This is a genomic window from Aeromonas sp. L_1B5_3 (genome assembly GCF_963866575.1).
GTDB classification, from domain to species: Bacteria; Pseudomonadota; Gammaproteobacteria; order Enterobacterales; family Aeromonadaceae; genus Aeromonas; species Aeromonas jandaei.
The window spans coordinates 1-18,052 of sequence record NZ_CAWMDN010000068.1; the positions used below are offsets into that span (position 1 = coordinate 1).

Here is an 18,052-nt window from a genome sequence, read left to right on the forward strand (position 1 = left end):
CATCAAGAGGTCTTGAACCATGCGTATTTGGGGTAAGGTGCTGGGCGCCTTCTTCGGTTTTCTGCTCGGCAACATTGTTGGTGCCCTGATTGGTCTCTGGATTGGCCACCGTTTCGATCGCGGCATGGGGCTGCAGGGGGCGTTTCGCCGTACCCCGACTCAGGAGCAACAGGCTGTCTTCTTCCATGCCACCTTCTCGGTGATGGGCCATATCGCCAAATCGAGCGGTCAGGTGACCGAGCAGGAGATCCGGGTCGCCTCCAATCTGATGGATCGAATGCGCCTCTCCGGCGAGCTGCGCAGCCGTGCGCAGGATTCGTTCCGGCAGGGCAAGGAGGCCGGTTTCCCGCTGCGCGAGACCCTGGCCGAGTTTCGTCGGGCCAGCCAGGGCCAGCGCGATATCCTGCGCTTCTTTCTGGAAGTGCAGCTGCAGGCCGCCTTTGCCGATGGTCGGGTAGAGGATGGTGAACGCGCCATCCTGCACACCATTGCTGACGAGCTGGGCTTCAGCCGCATCGAGCTGGCCCGCATTCTGGCGATGGCCGAAGCGCAGATGAACTTCTTCAATCAGGCCCATGGCCAGTATCAGGGGGGCGGTGCGGGTGGCCAGCAGTATCGGCAGGCGCCTCCCTCGGCGGATCGCCTCAAGAATGCCTACCAGCTGCTGGGGGTAAGCGAGAGCGACAGCGATCAGGATATCAAGCGTGCCTACCGCAAGGAGATGAGCAAGCATCACCCGGACAAGCTGGCCGCCAAGGGATTGCCGCCGGAGATGATGGAGATGGCCAAGGAGAAGACCCAGGAGATCCAGCAAGCCTGGGAGTGGATCCGCGAGGCCCGCGGTATTCGTTAAGCGCCAAAGTCAGGCTGGAACAGACAATAAAAAGCCCCGCAGCAGTGCGGGGCTTTTGTTTTGCCTGTTTTATCCGGGCCGTCTTACTTGGCCGGAATGGCTTCCAGTACGTGCACCAGCAGCTGCCAGAAACGCTCGACTGCCGGGATGTGTACCTTCTCGTCAGGGGAGTGGGCACCGCGGATGGTCGGGCCGAAGGAGACCATGTCCCACTCCGGATAGGCGCTCTTGAACAGACCGCACTCGAGACCGGCGTGGATCACCATCACGTTGGGCATGGTGCCGAACAGGGTCTGGTAGCTGTTGCGCACCAGCGCCATGACGGGGGAGTCCACGTTCGGCGCCCAACCCGGATAGGCACCGGTGAATTCGCAGCTGGCACCCGCCAGGGTGAACAGGGAGCGGGTCATCTGCTCGATGCTCTCGCGGCCGGAGTCGATCAGGGAGCGGATCAGGCACTGGACGTACACTTCGCCATCCTGAGTCTTGATGACCCCCAGGTTGGTAGAGGTTTCGGTCACGCCGGGCATGGCATCGCTCATGCGCATCACGCCGTTCGGGCAGGCCATCAGGGCATCCAGCAGGCGCTGCTGCAGGGAGACGTTCATCAGCTTGGCCGGTTTGGCGGCGCTGTTGACCAGCAGAGTCAGGTTCGGCTCGGTGGCGGCCAGCTCGGTCTGGTAGATACCGGTGTAGCGGTCAACCAGCGCCTTGAACTCGTTTACGCTGGCAGCGGGTAGCAGCAGGGTGGCACGGGCTTCGCGCGGGATGGCGTTGCGCAGGGTGCCGCCGTGGATCTCGGCCAGACGGATACCGAGCGGCTCGGCAGCTTTGAGCAGGCGCACCAGCAGCTTGTTGGCGTTGCCACGACCGCGATGGATGTCGCAACCGGAGTGACCGCCACGCAGCCCTTTGACGGCCAGCTCGAGGGCTTCGCCTTCCGCAGCATCAACCAGCTCAAGCGGGAAGCGGATATTGGCATCCACACCACCGGCGCAGCCCATATAGACCTCGCCATCCTCTTCGGAGTCGGTGTTGAGCAGGATCTCGCCTTCCAGCCAGCCCGCTTCCAGACCGAAGGCGCCGGTCATGCCGGTCTCTTCGTCAGTGGTCAGCAGCACTTCCAGCGGGCCGTGTTTGATGGTCTTGTCCGCCAGCACGGCCAGGCAACCGGCCATACCGATGCCGTTGTCGGCACCCAGGGTGGTGCCACGGGCAGTGACCCACTCGCCATCGACATAGGCATCGATGGGATCGGTCGCGAAGTCGTGTTTGGTGTCGGCGTTGGCCTGCGGCACCATGTCGATGTGGGCCTGCAGCACCACGCCCTTGCGGTTTTCCATCCCCGGGGTAGCCGGTTTCTTGATGATGATATTGCCGACGTTATCCTGTTTGACCGCCAGACCTTCCCCTTGTGCCCATTGGACGATCCAGGCGCTCAGCTTGGCTTCATGCTTGGAAGGGTGGGGGATGGAGCAGATCTGTTCGAAGAAATGCCAAATCAGTTGGGGGGACAAGGAACTTAGTTGTGCCACGTCAGGACTCCTTACCAGCACGGAATGAGAGAGGCCCCGTCAGTGGGCCTGGAAAGTGGATAACGATAATACAGTCAATCGCAGAAAAATGTGAGCGGTTAGCGCAAATCGCAGGGCGGTTGTGCTGTCGGTAGCCACCGGGGCAGTGCAATTGTCAGGCTCGGGTGACGCTGTTTGGCAGAAACGAAATTTATGTGACGCGCTTCACAAAAAAGATTGAATTTACGGTGCCGGCTGGTAAATTAGCTCCCGTGGTTCGCCACCCGTCAGGATGACGATGAAAGCCTCCAGGGAACCGAAGCAAAGCAAGTGCGCCTCCATGGAACCGAGTGTTCGTTCAAGGATTTGAGCCCGCATAAAGGTACGTAACTTGTTAAGCAATCAGGAGATTCAAGATGCCAGGCAGCAACTCTACCTATTGGTTCGCCCCATCTCTCTATACCCAGGGTTTCAGCTACCCTAACCCCTTCGTCAGCCGTCGCTAAGACGAGCTTGTCCTGAGGGGCAAGTCACCCGATTGGGTGCAGACAACAAAGCAGCAGGTGCGCGAGGTAAATCCTCCCCCTGCTATTTTTTTATCTGTCGTTTGCCGAAGAGCGCCAATTGTCGCTGGCGAGAGGGGCGCAAGATTGGCCATTCGACTCTCTGGTTGGGTCATTTGAAGATGAAGAGGCCAATTTTTCCTGAATTTGGCATACGTTTGCCAGGCATTTTCTCTGCAAAGGGTGCTATCATATCGGCCCAACAGCCTGTCCGCGGTTTTGGCACTCTTATCGACCCAAGCGCCGGATATGTCCATCTTGCTTCCACTGCTATCAGATTTGCTGCCGAGGTCATCCCTCAGGCAGAACAAGTGCAATCTGAATTCAGCCGGACAAGAGCCGCCATTTATTGGCATTCGAGAGGATACTTTCGGATGCCATTATTTTAAGTGATTGTTTTTGTACAACTATTCGAGATCGATAATATGCCGAAAAAGTTTTATGTGTCGTGGGACAACCTGCAACGTGAAGCTCGCCGTCTGGCTCGTCGTCAACTGCCTGCCAACCAGTGGAAAGGGATCATCGCGGTCAGCCGCGGCGGTCTGGTACCCGCAGCCCTGATGGCCCGTGAACTCGGCATCCGCAACGTAGAGACCCTCTGCATCTCCAGCTATGACCATGACAACCAGCGCGAGCTGGTGGTTGTCAAGGGCGCGACCACTGCCGGTGACGGCGAAGGTTGGCTGGTAGTGGAAGATCTGGTGGACACCGGCACAACCGCCAAGGCCATCCGTGATCTCTACCCGAAAGCCAAGTTCATCGCCATTTTTGCCAAGCCGATGGGTGAGCCACTGCTGGATGATTTCGAAGTTGCCATCCCGCAGGACACCTGGATCGAGCAACCGTGGGATATGGCGCTGGAGTTTGTCACGCCAATCTGCGACGAAGAGTAATGGTTTCACAGGGCTCCTTGAAGGAGCCCTGTTTTTTTGTCTATCAATCTGTTGCGGGGTGGCTGACGGGCAGTAAAAGTGGTTAAGATGAACCATTACCTGATTGAAAGAGACATTATCTTGGACTTGAACGACGACCTTAATCTGACCGAAAAACTGTTCACCCGGGTCAAGAAGGTATTGGAAACTTCCGAGATCTCCAACTCCAGCCCGGCCGAACTGGCCGAGGCCGAGTCAGACGAGATGTTTATTGACGGCTCCATGTCCAAGAGCTGGTATCGCTTGCTGCGCCGCCCATCCTGGGCCTGGCAGGGGGCAGATCCGGTCGAGGTGGAGCAGACTCTGGCCCGTATCGCCATGGCGACCGGCGAGCGCACCCACGACTGCTATCTCGATACCATCAAGGGCTATGTGCCCGGCAACTGGATCTACGAGTGGAGCCAGGTGGCTGGCACCTATTTCAAGCAGGGCCGCGAACTGTGCGAGCAGGGCGATAAGGAAGGGGCTCTCAAGCAACTGCTCAAGGCTGTGCGCTACTACTCCATCGCCAGCTATCCCCATCTGAAAGATGACGAACTGGCGGATCAGGCCCAACTGCTCGGCAACATGGCCTATCGCGAAGCGGGCCGCCTGTTCAAGGTGCCGCTCAAAGAGATCCAGGTGCCATTTCGTGGCAAGAATATCCAGGGCTATCTCCACCTGCCGGCCACCGACAAGCCGGTGCCGCTGGTGATCATCAGCGGGGGGATCGACTCCCTGCAGCTCGATTTTCTCAACTTCTACCTCAAACGGCTCGAACCCAACGGTATCGGCATGTTGTCGCTGGATATGCCGGGTATCGGCTATGCCGAGCACTGGCCGCTGGTGCAGGATACCAGTCGTCTCCATCAGGCGGTGCTGCACTACCTCTCTGAGGTGGCCTGGGTCGATCACCAGCGCATCGCCATGGTCGGTTTTCGACTGGCGGGCAATGTGGCGGCGCGGCTGGCCTTTATCGAACCGTTCAAGCTCAAAACAGTGGTCTGTGTCGGGGCCGGGGTCAATCAGGTGTTTACCAATCAGGAGTTGTTTGCCCGATGCCCGCGCATGATGCGGGACAGTCTGGCCAACCGGTTGGGGGCCGATGCGGCCCAGTGGGATACCATGCGCACCAAGTGCCAGGTATTTTCACTGAAAACGCAAGGATTGCTCGGGACTCGCACATCGGTGCCGATATTAAGTATCGGACACAAGAGAGATTTCATCTGTCCCGAGCAGGATGTCCGGGCGTTGGCGTCGGCCAGCCGCAATGGCAAGGCCATCGTGTTTGACAAACAGCCCTTGCTGGAGGTCTATGACCAGGCGCTGGATGAGATTGTCGAGTGGTTGAAACGGCACCTGTGTGCCTGATATTGCGCTAAAAATCTGGCGCCATCACCAGATGGCGTGGCTTGTTTAACAGGGAGGTTAACATGTCTGAAAGAGTGACCTACAAGCGGCTGCTGCGGCAGTTTGCTGCCATTGGCCCCTATCTGCGCGAAGATCTCTGTGAAGAGGGGCGTTACCGCTTCGACCGTTTGTCTGTCTGCGTCAGCGCCAAACCGGCGCCGGACAAGCGGGAGTTCTGGGGCTGGTGGCTGGTGCTGGAGCAGGATGATCACCAGTTCCGCTATCACTATCAGTTCGGTTTTTACAATGCCGATGGCGAATGGCTCGACAAGCCGATCCCCAAGAAGCATCAGGTGGAGGTGGAACGCACCCTCAACCGCTTTTACAAGCTCATCAGCGACAAGTTGGCCGCACTTGAGTGTCACCTGTCTCCTGCCGAGCAGGTCACCAACGAGTTGACCGTAACGGCAGCCTGATCCCCTGAAGCCCTGCGAGTTGCATCTGTCACTCGCAGGGCTTCAGTTCTCTCTCCTCCTGTTTTTTCTCCTCTTCCACCGTACCATGAATTGCCTTGCAGGGCTTCATGGCCGTGGGTATAAAGATATTCCTTACTTTTTTAGCCTTTATGCTCCCATGGAAAACAGAACCATAGTCGTCAAGTTGGGCACCAGCGTGCTCACAGGGGGGTCTTCCCAGCTCAATCGTGCCCATATGGTCGAGCTGGTCAGACAGTGTGCGGCCTTGCACCGTCACGGCCATCGGGTCGTGGTGGTCACCTCGGGGGCTATCGCCGCCGGGCGTGAGCATCTGGGCCACCCGCCACTGGCGCCAACCTTGCCCAACAAGCAGATGCTGGCGGCAGTCGGTCAGACCCAACTCATTCGGGTGTGGCAGGATCTGTTCAACCTCTATGGCTTGCATATCGGCCAGATGCTGCTGACTCGCGCCGATCTGGAAGATCGGGAGCGTTATCTCAATGCCCGCGACACCATGCGCACCCTGCTTGATCACCGCATCATTCCGGTCATCAACGAAAACGACGCGGTGGCGACCGCCGAGATCAAGGTCGGCGACAACGACAACCTCTCCGCCCGCGCCGCCATCCTGGCCGATGCCGATCTGCTGATCCTGCTCACCGACCAGAAGGGACTGTTTACCGCCGATCCGCGTACCAATCCCGATGCCCAGCTGATCGAAGAGGTGCAGACCATCGACGATACCCTGCGCTCGCTGGCGGGTGACAGTGTCAGTGGCCTCGGTACCGGCGGCATGGCCACCAAGCTGCAGGCGGCCGATGTGGCACGCCGGGCCGGCGTCAATGTGGTGATCGCGACCGGCCAGATGCCGGAGGTGATCGGCCGTCTCGCCAAGGGCGAGCGTATCGGTACCCTGTTTCCGGCGCTGGCCTCCCCGCTGGAAGGGCGCAAGAGCTGGATCCTCGCAGGCCCGCCCCCTCACGGCGAAGTCCATGTGGATCAGGGGGCTGTCGCCGCCATGAAGGAGAAAGGCTCCAGCCTGCTGCCCAAGGGGATCGTCGCGGTCAAGGGCGACTTTATTCGGGGCGATGTGGTGCGCATTCTTGATCCCAAGGGCGCCGAGCTGGCCCGCGGCATCTGCCGTTACGACCATCTGGAGCTGGATAAGCTGCGCGGCGTCCACTCGGACCAGATTGAGCAGGTATTGGGCTATGGCTACGGCTCTGTGGCTATCCATCGAGACGACATGGTGCTGCTCTAATCAGGGCGGCACGGCATGAACAAAGGGAAATGAGATGAGTCTGGAGAAAATGGGGCAGGCGGCCCGTGAAGCCGCCTATCAGCTGGCTACTGTCAGCACGGCGCAGAAGAACCGGGCGCTGGCCGCCATCGCCGACGAGCTGGAGGCGCGCAGTGAGCAGATCCTCGTCGCCAACGCGAAAGATATCGCCGCCGGCCGTGAGGCGGGCCTGTCAGAGGCGATGCTGGATCGCTTGCTGCTCAATCCGGCCCGGCTGGCCGGTATCGTGGCGGATGTGCGCAAGGTCATTACTCTGGATGATCCGGTCGGCGCCGAAATGGATAGCCGGGTACTGGAGAATGGCCTGCGCCTCTCCCGTCGTCGGGTGCCCATCGGGGTTATCGGCGTCATCTACGAGGCGCGCCCCAACGTCACCATCGACATCGCCAGCCTCTGCCTCAAGACCGGCAACGCCAGCATACTGCGCGGCGGGCGCGAGACCTTCCACTCCAATCTGGAGTTGGTGCGGGTGATCCAGCATGCCTTGGCGGCCTCCGGTCTGCCCGAGGCGGCAGTACAGTACATCGACAACCCGGATCGGGCGCTGGTGGCCGAGCTGCTGCGCCTCGACCGCTATGTGGACATGATCATCCCCCGCGGCGGTGCCGGCCTGCACAAGATGTGCAAGGAGAACAGCTCCATTCCGGTCATCATCGGCGGTTTCGGCATCAGCCACATCTTCGTCGACGAGAGTGCCGATCTGGTGCGCTCTTTGGCGGTTATCGACAACGCCAAGGTGCAGCGCCCCTCCGCCTGCAACGCCCTCGATACCCTGCTGGTACACGAAAAGGTGGCCGCCACCTTCCTGCCGCAGCTGGTGACGCTGATGAACGAGCGCAAGGTGACACTGGTCGGCGCGGCCAACGCCATGGCGCTGCTGGCGGGGGCCGACAACCTGTGCGAGGCGGGGCCGGAGGATTTCGATACCGAGTGGCTGGGACTGACCCTGGGGGTCAAGTTGGTGGCGGATGTGAACGAGGCGCTGGCCCATATGCGCGAGCATAACGCCGGCCACTCCGATGCCATCCTGACCAACGATCTGGCCAACGCCGAGCGTTTCGTCAACGGGGCCGGTTCGGCGGCAGTCTACGTCAACGCCTCGACCCGCTTCACCGATGGCGGCCAGTTTGGGCTGGGGGCTGAAGTGGCGGTATCGACCCAGATGTTGCACGCCCGTGGCCCCATGGGGCTGACCGAGCTTACCAGCTACAAGTGGGTGGGGCAGGCGGATTACCTCAGCCGCGCCTGATAACCGGTTGTTTCAGATATAAAAATGCCGACCCCTGGGTCGGCATTTTATTTGGCGGATATCGGGAAGATATCAGGCGCTCGGGTTATTCTCCCTGATAGAGAACCTTGTCACCGGATTTGAGCACATAGCCCTTCCAGGAGAAGAGGGTGTAGCCGCTACCCTGCCACGACCAGTTGCCTTCCATGCCCTGACGGGCAAGCTGGTGCTGCTCGCCAGTGGGCAGGGTCAGCTCGGCCTTGCTCTGATCGGTGTTGAACAGCACAAATGCGCTGCTGGTCTGGCTGGCATCGGTCGGATTGAGCCGGATGCCCTGCTCGAACAGACGCACGCATTTGCCGGTCAGCGCTGACCACTGATAGCCCGCGCTGCCGATGCAGCCGTGGCTGTCGCGATCGCTGCCAACCAGATGTTGTTCCGGTGTACTACATGCCGCCAGCAGCAGGGAGGCGGCCATCAGAGTCAAGGTTCGCATGGTTACTCCTGATCCTCTTCGAGGTTGTCCCGTTCGATGACGATGTTGGAGAACCCCAGCTCTTTGAAGTAGTTCTCCCGGTAATCCTTCACGCTCTTCTTGTCGCGCCGGCACACCTGAGCCAACTGAGCCTCCATAGCGTGGAAGCTGGCGAGATCGATCCCTTCGGCAGCGGCAACCGCATCATAGATGCTGTTGAACTTGTCGTTGGCATAGCCGATCGTTTTGGCCTGCTTCTTGTAGGTGTAGGTAATCTTGAACGCCATGGCGTTATTCCTTTGATTTGGCTTGCTTGCGCTGAACGTAGAGGTAGAGGCTCTCTACCTTCTCCCGGGCCCATGGGGTCTTGCGCAAGAACTTCAGGCTGGATTTGACGCTGGGCTCATGGGTGAAGCAGCGGATATTGATCTGCTGTCCCAGCTCTTCCCAGCCGTAGTGTTCGACCAGCGCGGTGACGATGGCTTCCAGCGTCAGCCCGTGCAGCGGGTTGTTCTTCTGCGAGGCGTTCGGTTGCTCGCTCATGCCTGCTCCGCCAGCTTGGCAAAGGGCTGACCCATGCGGGTGGTAACCCCGTTGGCAAGATGAGGTTCGAAACCGGCCAGCATGCCCGGGCCAAACAGGCAGACGACAGTACTGCCCAGTTTGAACAGCCCCATCTCGGCACCTTTTTGCAGGGTAATGGCCTCGTCGCCAGTGTAGTCCCAGCGCACCACCTTTTTCTCTTTGGTCGGTGCAATGTTGCCGGCCCAGATGGTCTCGATGCTGGCCACGATAGTCGCACCGACCAGCACCAGCGCCATGGGGCCGTGCGGGGTGCGGAAGGTGGCCACCACCCGCTCGTTACGGGCAAACAGGTTCGGCACGTTCTCGGCGGTGAGCGGGTTGACGGAGAAGAGATCCCCCGGCACGAACACCATGCTCTCCAGCACGCCATCCAGCGGCATGTGGATGCGGTGGTAATCCTTGGGCGCCAGATAGATGGTGGCGAAGTCGCCATCCTTGAATGGCGCCACCAGATCCTCATAGCCGCCCAGCAGCTCGCGAGCGCTGTAGTCGTGGCCCTTGGCCTGGATGATGCGACCCTGCTGGATGGGGCCAAGCTGGCTGACGGTGCCATCCACCGGCAGGGCCAGAGTCATGGCATCTTCTACCACGGGGCGGATACCGGGCTTGAGCTCGCGGGTGAAGAACTCGTTGAAGCTCTTGTAGTGGGCCGGGCTCTCGTGCAGCGCCTCGCTCATGTCGACCTGGTACTGCTTGATAAAGGCCTCGATCACCCAGGTGGTGATGTTGCCCGCTTCGGCGGCGGCAAACTTGCCGATCAGACGGGAGAGGGCGTGCTTGGGCAGACAGTATTGACCGGCAATTTTCAGGTTGTCAGTAATGCTCATGTTCATCATCAACGTAGGTTAAACAGGGTCACAGGCGCGCCTGTTGGCGACCGTGACGGGCTTCCTGCATGGTTTCCAGGATGCGGTGATAGTTGTGGAAGCGATCGGCGCTGATGGCACCACTGTCGACTGCTGCCCGTAGGGCACAGCCGGGATCGTCCTTGTGGGTACAGTCGCGGAACTTGCAGCCACCCAGATAGTCGCGAAACTCGACGAAGCACCAGGTGATGCGGTCGGCTTCCAGATGCCAGAGGGCGAACTCGCGGATCCCGGGGGAGTCGATGAGATCGCCACCGCTCGGGAAGTGGTAGAGCCGCGCCGTGGTGGTGGTGTGCTGGCCGAGCCCCGAGTTTTCGGAGATCTCGCCGGTGAGCACATCCAGCCCCGGCATCAGGGCATTGGTGAGCGAGGATTTGCCCACCCCGGACTGGCCGACGAAGATGCTGATCTTGTCGGTGAGCTTGGCTTTCAGCTCATCGAGCCCTTCACCGCTCTCGCAGCTCACCAGCAGCACCTCGTAATTGAGTTTGCGGTAGGTTTCGAGCTGGCTCTCGATGCGCGCGCGGGCCACATCATCCAGCATATCGACCTTGTTCAGCACGATGAGTGGCTGGATCTCCACATCCTCGGCGGCCACCAGATAGCGGTCGACGATGTTGGTGGAGAACTCGGGCATCACCGCCGAGACGATGATGATCTGGTCGATGTTGGCGGCGATGGGTTTGACCCCGTCGTAGAAGTCCGGCCGGGTCAGAACCGAGTGGCGCGGATGCACCGCCTCGATGACGCCGGCGATGGCGGCATTGAGGCCGGGACGCCACACCACCTTGTCGCCGCACACCAGACTGCTGATGCTGCTGCGGCGCAGGTTGCTGCGGTGGATGGTGCCATCGCTCGCTTCCACGTCCGCGTGCTGACCGAAACGGCTGATCACCACCCCTTCGATGGCCGGGCCAAACAGGGTGTCATCCACCTCTGTGGTGTGCTCTTTTTGCAGCCGACGCTCGCGGTTGGCCTGGACGCGTCTTTGTTGACCCAGATTGAGTTTTGCTTTCTTTGCCACTCGATTCGCCAGTTTATGAACAGATCCAAAGCCAGTATGATACATGCAAATTGGCAAAATTCCGCCATTCCTCCCAACAGAGAGAGTAATCATGACAGTCAGCGCGCAGAACCTGGTATGGATCGACATGGAGATGACGGGTCTCGACCCCGAAGAGAACGTGGTACTGGAGATTGCCACCATCGTCACCGACAAGGACCTGAACGTGCTGGCTGAAGGGCCGGTTATTGCCATTCATCAGAGTGATGAAGAGCTCGCCAAGATGGACGAGTGGAACGTCAACACCCATACCAAGAGCGGTCTGGTGGCCCGGGTCAAGGCGAGCCAGCATGACGAGGCGAAAGCCGTTGCCGAGACCCTCGAGTTCATTCGCCAGTGGGTGCCGGAGCGCACCAGCCCGCTGTGCGGCAACAGCATCGGTCAGGATCGCCGCTTCATGGTCAAGCACATGAGCGATCTGGAAGCTTTCTTCCACTATCGCAACGTCGACGTCAGCACCATCAAGGAGCTGGTACGCCGCTGGCAGCCGGAATTGCTGGATCAGTTCAAGAAGAGCGGCACCCATCAGGCGCTGGACGACATCCGCGAATCCATCGCCGAGCTGCAGTTCTATCGCAGCCACGTCTTCAAGATCTGATTCCCCGGCAAGGGTTTGTCATGCGCTGGCTGCTAAAATCGACAGTTCGGCCAGCTTTTGAGCGAACGCGCGCAACCAGACAAAAAAGCCCTTGCAATTGGAATGACTGCTCTTATAATTCGGCTCCCGTACAGTAGCGCAAGCAACCAAATGCTGTACGGCCTGTTTTAAGGTAGTTGCGGGAATAGCTCAGTTGGTAGAGCACGACCTTGCCAAGGTCGGGGTCGCGAGTTCGAGTCTCGTTTCCCGCTCCAAAAATCTGATGATGACACTGGTGCAAACCAGCCCGATGCGGGAATAGCTCAGTTGGTAGAGCACGACCTTGCCAAGGTCGGGGTCGCGAGTTCGAGTCTCGTTTCCCGCTCCAATCATCAGCCAGCCTCAAGACAACCAAATTGTTGCGGGAATAGCTCAGTTGGTAGAGCACGACCTTGCCAAGGTCGGGGTCGCGAGTTCGAGTCTCGTTTCCCGCTCCAAAAAATTTGTAAGTGATATTCCGATGCGGGAATAGCTCAGTTGGTAGAGCACGACCTTGCCAAGGTCGGGGTCGCGAGTTCGAGTCTCGTTTCCCGCTCCAATCACTTGTAAATGACATTCTGTTGCGGGAATAGCTCAGTTGGTAGAGCACGACCTTGCCAAGGTCGGGGTCGCGAGTTCGAGTCTCGTTTCCCGCTCCAATCTCTCTTCGAAGTCCTCATAATCCCTTTGAATTGCCCATCACATCGCGCTGCGATGATTTGTCGTATCCGGCGTTTGCCCGGTTTCTCACTTCTTCCCCGTACCTCTTCGGTCTTGGGATCACTGTGCTATCACTCGCTAACAAGGTTCCTGAGATCGGGCAAGGGTCTCTGCCGGCGGATCGCAGGCTTGGCAGGGCCTGAATGACAGGCATGGGCTAGGTATAAGTTAAAACCGGGGTATTTAACCCAAACCCATAAATTTGATTTATAGCGGCCGGTGGTGGCCATAAACGGCTTGCAGGCGGGGATGGCAAGCCCGGCAAGAGCTCTGCCGATCGGGGAGGGGACATTGCGGGCAAAAAAGCGGGCAAAAAAATAGGAGGGCCGATGGCACCTCCTACATGTTCACTGGCGTGGCCTTAGATAACGGTGACGTTCTCAGCCTGCGGGCCTTTCTTGCCCTGGGTCACAGTGAACTGGACTTTCTGACCTTCAGCCAGGGTTTTGAAACCTGCGCTCTGGATGGAGGAGAAGTGAACGAATACGTCCGGACCCTGGGATTGCTCGATGAAGCCAAAACCCTTGGTTTCGTTGAACCATTTTACCTGGCCGGTGCGAATGTCAGACATGTGCAAAATCCTATCAATAACAAAATGAAACTAAGCCCTGTGGGGCTGCATTTGCCTTGCAGCAGGGGTTGGCTCATGACTGACCACGTCTCTTTGTCCCAGTAGCACGCAGAACAATCCCTGTCTAAAGCACAATCGATTGTACGTTAGCGCCGATCCTTGTCAATTTGACCCCTGTCGTTTTTTGAACAAGCTAAAAATATTGTGAAGTCAGTAGCTTATTTGGCAGGGATCGGGATGTAAAACGGGAGGCTGCAGCCTCCCGTTTTGTTTTACTCCTTGAGGACGAACCCTTCACCCTGCCGGTCATAGCGATAGATGGCCTGACCGTAGGAGCGGATTTCGACCCGCTGAATGCGGCGACTGTCATCCACCAGAATGAAGACGGAGCGGCCCGATTGCAGGCGGGTCAGCGGCCGATCCGGCCCCTCGATGGCGATCAGGCGACTGAGCTCGGCGCCCGGCAGCTCGAACTTGCGGAAGATGGAGAAGAGGGTCTCACCGGCCTGCACATCGTGTTGCAGCCAGGTGCCATTGACCTTCTCTTCGACCGGTTTGGCGGCGGCAGGCGCACTGCCCGTGGTGCCATTGCCAACGGTCATGGCTTGCGCCGGTACCGCCAGCGGCACTTCCAGCGAACCGGACGGCGGCGCTTTGGGCACGCTCGGGGCGGGCTCCCAGGCCAGCACCAGCAGCCAGAGCGGGATCAGGATCAGCAGACCTATGGTGTTCTTGCGCGGCAGCGGGCTGCTCAGCTTGAATTTGCCGGTGCTGGCACTCTGGCTGCGCGGGGCGGGCTGCTGCTCTTTTTTGCCAAATCGTTGGCGCAAGGACTCTGTTGCTGCATTGATACGATGGAGCAGGGATACTTGTGATTCGTCTTTGCGACGCTGCTGGGCTCGTCTGTTATGGCCACGTGGGCGACGGTCCGGGGTGGGCACGGCATTTACCTCTCACTGCATTGCCTGCCATCAGGCAAATTTCGCCGCCTATGGTAAACGGACTCGCCCCCGAGGGGGAGAGTCCTGAAGCGGAAAATTATCAGCTGAGACGAAATTGTCCCAATAATTGCTGCAATTTGTCGGCTGCCTGGCGCAGTGCCTGGCTGGCTTTGGCCGTTTCGGTCGCATCCTGAGCGATGTCGTTGGCCAGTGCGTTGGTTTTTGACAGGTTGCCGGAGACGGTCTCGGAGACCGAGCTCTGCTCTTCGGCGGCGGAGGCTATCTGGTAGGTCATGTCGTTGATGGTGGAGATGGCCTTGTAGATGCTGCCAAGCGCCTCTTCCGCCAGATCCGCTTCGCCCACCGCCTGATGGGTCAGCTGCTGGCTCTGGTTGATGGCATTGACCGCGTTGGTCGAGCTGTGGCGGATCTTCTCAATCAGCTCCTGGGTGTTCTGCACCGCCTGCTGGGTGTTGCCCGCCAGTTTGCGCACCTCGTCGGCGACCACCGCGAAACCGCGTCCCTGCTCACCGGCCCGGGCTGCCTCGATGGCGGCGTTGAGGGCAAGCAGGTTGGTCTGATCGGCAATCCCCTGAATGACGGTGAGGATGCTGGTGATCTGCTCGCTGTCGTGGGCCAGCCCTTCGACCACTTCCGCCCCTTTACCGGCTTCTGCCGCGACCTTGTGCATCGACTGGATCACTTGCTGGAAGCGCTCCTTGCCCTGATCGGCGGCGCTTTGCGCCTGTTTGGCCGAGTCGGCGGTATTGTTGGCGTGGGTGGCGACCTCCTGACTGACGTAGGACATCTCCTGCACTGCGGTCAGCATCTGCTCCATCTCGGCCTGATGATGCTGCAGGTTGGTGTCGGTCTGGCCGGCGATGCGGTCGGTATCGCCGGCATGGCGATTCACTTCGCTGGCCGTTTTCAGCACATCCCCGAGCAGCCCCTGCAGCTTGTCGATGAAGCGGTTGATCCCCTTGGCCAGATCCCCCAGCTCGTCCACCGAGCGGGTGTTGAGGCGCTTGGTGAGATCCCCCTCGCCATCGGCAATGTCATCCACCAGGCTGACCATCTGGCGGATGGGGCCTGTGATGCTGCGGGCGATCATCAGCATGGTGACCAGCGCCAGCACCAGCACGATAAAGGCGCCGACCAGCTGCTGGGTCACGGCGGTGCGGTTCATCTCGCCCAGCTGGCTCTCCAGCTGATCGGCTCCCGCCAGCACCACCTGATAGGGCAGGGTGACGATGATGGCCCAGTTGCGGCTCATGCCCGGCACCATGATGGGCACCGAGATGCGAAACGAGTTGTTCAGCTCCTGACGCTGCAGTTCCGGCTTCAGATACTGCTGCCACTGGCTGCCCAGCACCTTCTCGGCGCTGCTGCCAAGCAGGCTGGCATCGCCGCTGGTGCCGGTGATAACGCCGGCGGCGCTGACGATCAGGGTTTCCCCCTTGCCGTCATAGATGTTGCTGTTGAGGGACTGGGCCTGACGGCTAATGGAGTCCACCGCCAGATCGAGAGCGGCAATCCCCCTGAACTGGCCATCCACCATGATGGGGGTGGTGATGGTGCTCACCAGCACCTGCTGGCCGTTGATATCCACCTTGAAGGGATCGATGAGGCAGGAGCGCCCCTCCCGTTTCGGGCAGGCGTAGTAGTCGTTGGCCGGGTTGCCGAAGCTGTCGGTCTCGCTCTTCTCGATGGAGAGCAGCAGGTCGGTGCCGACCTTGTCCTTGTCGCGATAGAAGTAGGGGACAAAGCGCCCCTTGCTGTCGCTGCCGAGTGCGGTCTGACCGGCAAAGCTGGCATCCTGACTGTCGAAGCCGTTGGGCTCGAAACCGGCGAAGGCGCCGTAGAGCTGGGGCTCAAGGGCGAGCTGGGCCTTGAGCAGGTCGGTGGCCTGCTGACGATCGAGCGGAAGCTTGCCCTGCTGTTGCTGGGCGAAGACGCTGGCCATCTGCTGGGTGTAGGAGAGCCCTTTTTGCAACAGCTGGGTGATGGTGGCCGCTTCGGCGCGGGCGTTGGCGCTGACCTTCTGCCATGCCTCCTGCTGCAAGGCGGCGCGGCTGGAGCTGATGGTCAGCTTCTGGGTCTGTTGACCGGAGTACTGGTTGAGCAGGATCAGGATGACCAGGGCTGTCGTCATGGCGATCCCGGCCATGACCAGTATTCGAGTCTGGATTGAACGGAACTGCATCGTCTCTTCCTTGTTCTTGTTGCGTGGGGCGTTGAGAGTTGTCTGGATATCGGCAGGAGGAGGCAGCTCTCCAGCGCTATGCATAGCAAATCGGAAATGGGGATTTTGTTCTGCGATCCCCTTCAAAGATCAGGGGGGCAGGGCGGCGTTGCGCAAATTAAACCCGCTACTTTGCCCTTTGCGGCTTCATGGTTTTCCCATCCGTGATTGTCGGTGCTAAAATGCGACGGTTTTTTTAACGAATTGGCCCAAGGCCCTCTACACAAGGCTTAAAGATGAAAGTCAAAACCCGTTTTGCTCCCAGCCCGACCGGCTTTTTGCATGTCGGCGGTGCCCGTACCGCACTCTATTCCTGGTTGTTTGCAAAGAACCAGGGCGGTGAGTTTGTGCTGCGTATCGAGGATACCGATCTGGAACGTTCCACTCAGGAGGCCATCGACGCCATCATTGAGGGCATGGAATGGCTGGAGCTGAACTGGGATGAGGGCCCCTACTACCAGACCAAGCGCTTCGATCGCTACAACGCGCTGATCGACGAGATGCTGGCTGACGGCCGCGCCTACAAGTGCTACTGCTCCAAAGAGCGTCTGGAAGCGCTGCGTGAAGGCCAGATGGCCAACGGCGAGAAGCCCCGTTATGACGGCAAGTGCCGCGACCACGACCACGATCACCCGGCCGATGCGCCGCACGTGATCCGCTTCCGCAACCCGACCGAAGGTTCCGTGGTGTTCGATGACCACGTCCGTGGCCGCATCGAGTTCGCCAACACCGAGCTGGACGATCTGATCATCCGCCGTACCGACGGCGCGCCGACCTACAACTTCTGCGTGGTGGTCGATGACTGGGATATGGAGATCACCCACGTGGTGCGTGGCGAAGACCACATCAACAACACCCCGCGCCAGATCAACATCTACAAGGCGCTGAACGCGCCGGTACCGGAATTTGCCCACGTCTCCATGATCCTGGGTGACGACGGTGCCAAGCTCTCCAAGCGCCACGGTGCAGTCTCCGTGATGCAGTACCGCGATGACGGCTACCTGCCGGAAGCGCTGCTGAACTATCTGGTGCGTCTGGGCTGGTCCCACGGCGATCAGGAGATCTTCAGCCTGGAAGAGATGATCAAGCTGTTCAGCCTGGATGCCATCTCCAAGTCTGCCTCTGCCTTCAATACCGACAAGCTGCTGTGGCTGAACAACCACTACATGCGCAGCCTGGATCCGGCTTATGTTGCCAAGCATCTGGCATGGCACATGGAAAACCAGAAGATCGACACCAGCAATGGCCCGGCGCTGGCCGACGTGGTCACCCTGCTGGCCGAGCGCTGCAACACCCTGGTCGAGATGGCCGCCCAGAGCCGCTACCTGTTCGAAGAGTATGAAGCGATCGACGAAGCGGCTGCCAAGAAGCACCTGCGCGGCGTTGCTGCCGAGCCGCTGGCTCTGGCCAAAACCAAGCTGGCTGCACTGGATAGCTGGACTACCGAAGCGCTGCACGAGCTGATTGAAGCGACCGCTGCCGAGCTGGGTCAGGGCATGGGCAAGGTTGGTATGCCGCTGCGTGTAGCCGTCACCGGTCTGGGTCAGTCCCCAGCCATCGACGCCGTGATGGCGCTGGTCGGCAAAGAGCGCGTACTGGCCCGTATCGACCGCGCGCTGGCTTACATCGAAGCCCGCATGGCTGCCGAGTAACTGCTGCCGATGTGGCAGGCGAGGGGATAACCCTGCTCTGCCACATGCTGAATAGAAAAAATCCGAAACCACTGGTTTCGGATTTTTTTATGGCCAGAGCACAGGCCGAGAATAGTTTGGGATAAA

At 59.6% G+C, this 18,052-nt stretch carries 17 protein-coding genes and 5 tRNA genes; 13 read left to right on the plus strand and 9 right to left on the minus strand.

The genetic code is table 11. The annotated features are described in order from the left end of the window. The first annotated feature begins 19 nt into the window (after positions 1 to 19). Entirely contained in the window at positions 20 to 853 is an 834-nt protein-coding gene (gene djlA, locus AACR93_RS04025) for a co-chaperone DjlA (protein WP_043850069.1), read from the plus strand. A gap of 83 nt (positions 854 to 936) precedes the next feature. On the opposite strand, the gene AACR93_RS04030 is transcribed toward djlA, so the two are convergent. Beyond that, on the minus strand, positions 937 to 2,388 hold the full coding sequence (locus AACR93_RS04030) for an aminoacyl-histidine dipeptidase (protein WP_043850070.1): 1,452 nt from the start codon (positions 2,386 to 2,388) through the stop codon (positions 937 to 939). A 967-nt stretch (positions 2,389 to 3,355) separates the two neighbouring features. Here AACR93_RS04030 and gpt point away from each other — a divergent pair. The 5 genes from gpt to AACR93_RS04055 all read left to right on the plus strand — a co-directional run bounded on the left by gpt (position 3,356) and on the right by AACR93_RS04055 (position 8,216). Next, a complete protein-coding gene (gpt, locus tag AACR93_RS04035; protein WP_033114875.1) occupies positions 3,356 to 3,823 on the plus strand; it encodes a xanthine phosphoribosyltransferase in 468 nt (155 codons plus the stop codon). Between the two features lie 120 nt (positions 3,824 to 3,943). Further along, positions 3,944 to 5,212, plus strand: coding sequence for an esterase FrsA (gene frsA / locus AACR93_RS04040; RefSeq protein WP_041210452.1), 1,269 nt, complete (start codon positions 3,944 to 3,946; stop codon positions 5,210 to 5,212). Between the two features lie 62 nt (positions 5,213 to 5,274). Next, complete coding sequence (gene crl, locus AACR93_RS04045) at positions 5,275 to 5,667, plus strand: sigma factor-binding protein Crl (RefSeq protein ID WP_043850071.1); 393 nt, start codon at positions 5,275 to 5,277, stop codon at positions 5,665 to 5,667. A gap of 157 nt (positions 5,668 to 5,824) precedes the next feature. Continuing rightward, complete coding sequence (proB, locus tag AACR93_RS04050) at positions 5,825 to 6,928, plus strand: glutamate 5-kinase (RefSeq protein ID WP_033114873.1); 1,104 nt, start codon at positions 5,825 to 5,827, stop codon at positions 6,926 to 6,928. A 34-nt stretch (positions 6,929 to 6,962) separates the two neighbouring features. Continuing rightward, the gene (locus tag AACR93_RS04055; protein ID WP_043850072.1) at positions 6,963 to 8,216 is read left to right on the plus strand and encodes a glutamate-5-semialdehyde dehydrogenase; all 1,254 of its coding nucleotides are present in this window, start codon (positions 6,963 to 6,965) and stop codon (positions 8,214 to 8,216) included. Between the two features lie 85 nt (positions 8,217 to 8,301). Here the strand turns inward: AACR93_RS04055 and AACR93_RS04060 are convergent, their stop codons facing one another. From AACR93_RS04060 to rsgA, 5 genes are read right to left on the minus strand one after another with little or no spacing between them, the layout of a single operon-like run. After that, positions 8,302 to 8,691, minus strand: coding sequence for a hypothetical protein (locus tag AACR93_RS04060; RefSeq protein ID WP_043850073.1), 390 nt, complete (start codon positions 8,689 to 8,691; stop codon positions 8,302 to 8,304). A 2-nt stretch (positions 8,692 to 8,693) separates the two neighbouring features. After that, a complete protein-coding gene (locus AACR93_RS04065; RefSeq protein ID WP_042031708.1) occupies positions 8,694 to 8,957 on the minus strand; it encodes a DUF2960 domain-containing protein in 264 nt (87 codons plus the stop codon). Positions 8,958 to 8,961: 4 nt separating this feature from the next. Beyond that, complete coding sequence (locus tag AACR93_RS04070) at positions 8,962 to 9,213, minus strand: VF530 family protein (protein ID WP_005341005.1); 252 nt, start codon at positions 9,211 to 9,213, stop codon at positions 8,962 to 8,964. Next, positions 9,210 to 10,082 (minus strand): archaetidylserine decarboxylase, encoded by an 873-nt coding sequence (gene asd / locus AACR93_RS04075; protein ID WP_043850074.1) that lies wholly within the window; start codon positions 10,080 to 10,082, stop codon positions 9,210 to 9,212. The genes AACR93_RS04070 and asd overlap by 4 nt, the downstream gene beginning before the upstream one ends. A gap of 28 nt (positions 10,083 to 10,110) precedes the next feature. Continuing rightward, a complete protein-coding gene (rsgA, locus tag AACR93_RS04080) occupies positions 10,111 to 11,145 on the minus strand; it encodes a small ribosomal subunit biogenesis GTPase RsgA (protein WP_043850117.1) in 1,035 nt (344 codons plus the stop codon). Positions 11,146 to 11,236: 91 nt separating this feature from the next. On the opposite strand from rsgA, the gene orn reads away from it, so the two are divergent. The 6 genes from orn to AACR93_RS04110 all read left to right on the plus strand — a co-directional run bounded on the left by orn (position 11,237) and on the right by AACR93_RS04110 (position 12,459). Then, positions 11,237 to 11,782: an oligoribonuclease gene (gene orn / locus AACR93_RS04085; protein WP_043850075.1), complete on the plus strand. Its 546-nt coding sequence runs from the start codon at positions 11,237 to 11,239 to the stop codon at positions 11,780 to 11,782. A gap of 178 nt (positions 11,783 to 11,960) precedes the next feature. Beyond that, positions 11,961 to 12,036: transfer RNA gene (locus tag AACR93_RS04090), tRNA-Gly, on the plus strand. Positions 12,037 to 12,073: 37 nt separating this feature from the next. Next, positions 12,074 to 12,149 (plus strand) — tRNA-Gly (locus AACR93_RS04095). Positions 12,150 to 12,182: 33 nt separating this feature from the next. Further along, positions 12,183 to 12,258 (plus strand) — tRNA-Gly (locus tag AACR93_RS04100). Between the two features lie 25 nt (positions 12,259 to 12,283). Beyond that, positions 12,284 to 12,359: transfer RNA gene (locus tag AACR93_RS04105), tRNA-Gly, on the plus strand. Between the two features lie 24 nt (positions 12,360 to 12,383). Further along, a tRNA-Gly gene (locus tag AACR93_RS04110) sits at positions 12,384 to 12,459 on the plus strand. 422 nt (positions 12,460 to 12,881) lie between these two features. Here the strand turns inward: AACR93_RS04110 and AACR93_RS04115 are convergent. The 3 genes from AACR93_RS04115 to AACR93_RS04125 form a co-directional block, all read right to left on the minus strand. Continuing rightward, a complete protein-coding gene (locus tag AACR93_RS04115) occupies positions 12,882 to 13,091 on the minus strand; it encodes a cold-shock protein (RefSeq protein ID WP_005297820.1) in 210 nt (69 codons plus the stop codon). Positions 13,092 to 13,363: 272 nt separating this feature from the next. Continuing rightward, positions 13,364 to 14,032 (minus strand): LysM-like peptidoglycan-binding domain-containing protein, encoded by a 669-nt coding sequence (locus AACR93_RS04120; protein WP_042031703.1) that lies wholly within the window; start codon positions 14,030 to 14,032, stop codon positions 13,364 to 13,366. Positions 14,033 to 14,132: 100 nt separating this feature from the next. Continuing rightward, entirely contained in the window at positions 14,133 to 16,235 is a 2,103-nt protein-coding gene (locus AACR93_RS04125; protein ID WP_043850076.1) for a methyl-accepting chemotaxis protein, read from the minus strand. 275 nt (positions 16,236 to 16,510) lie between these two features. On the opposite strand from AACR93_RS04125, the gene gltX reads away from it, so the two are divergent. Continuing rightward, on the plus strand, positions 16,511 to 17,926 hold the full coding sequence (gene gltX / locus AACR93_RS04130; RefSeq protein ID WP_043850077.1) for a glutamate--tRNA ligase: 1,416 nt from the start codon (positions 16,511 to 16,513) through the stop codon (positions 17,924 to 17,926). Positions 17,927 to 18,052: the final 126 nt, after the last annotated feature.

Bases quoted from the DNA above. Each gene is read 5' to 3' on its own strand.
- djlA (WP_043850069.1), top strand. From the start codon at position 20: ATGCGTATTTGGGGTAAGGTGCTGGGCGCCTTCTTCGGTTTTCTGCTC.
- gpt (WP_033114875.1), top strand. From the start codon at position 3,356: ATGCCGAAAAAGTTTTATGTGTCGTGGGACAACCTGCAACGTGAAGCT.
- crl (WP_043850071.1), top strand. From the start codon at position 5,275: ATGTCTGAAAGAGTGACCTACAAGCGGCTGCTGCGGCAGTTTGCTGCC.
- proB (WP_033114873.1), top strand. From the start codon at position 5,825: ATGGAAAACAGAACCATAGTCGTCAAGTTGGGCACCAGCGTGCTCACA.
- AACR93_RS04055 (WP_043850072.1), top strand. From the start codon at position 6,963: ATGAGTCTGGAGAAAATGGGGCAGGCGGCCCGTGAAGCCGCCTATCAG.
- AACR93_RS04060 (WP_043850073.1), bottom strand. From the start codon at position 8,691: ATGCGAACCTTGACTCTGATGGCCGCCTCCCTGCTGCTGGCGGCATGT.
- AACR93_RS04065 (WP_042031708.1), bottom strand. From the start codon at position 8,957: ATGGCGTTCAAGATTACCTACACCTACAAGAAGCAGGCCAAAACGATC.
- AACR93_RS04070 (WP_005341005.1), bottom strand. From the start codon at position 9,213: ATGAGCGAGCAACCGAACGCCTCGCAGAAGAACAACCCGCTGCACGGG.
- asd (WP_043850074.1), bottom strand. From the start codon at position 10,082: ATGAGCATTACTGACAACCTGAAAATTGCCGGTCAATACTGTCTGCCC.
- orn (WP_043850075.1), top strand. From the start codon at position 11,237: ATGACAGTCAGCGCGCAGAACCTGGTATGGATCGACATGGAGATGACG.
- AACR93_RS04115 (WP_005297820.1), bottom strand. From the start codon at position 13,091: ATGTCTGACATTCGCACCGGCCAGGTAAAATGGTTCAACGAAACCAAG.
- AACR93_RS04125 (WP_043850076.1), bottom strand. From the start codon at position 16,235: ATGCAGTTCCGTTCAATCCAGACTCGAATACTGGTCATGGCCGGGATC.
- gltX (WP_043850077.1), top strand. From the start codon at position 16,511: ATGAAAGTCAAAACCCGTTTTGCTCCCAGCCCGACCGGCTTTTTGCAT.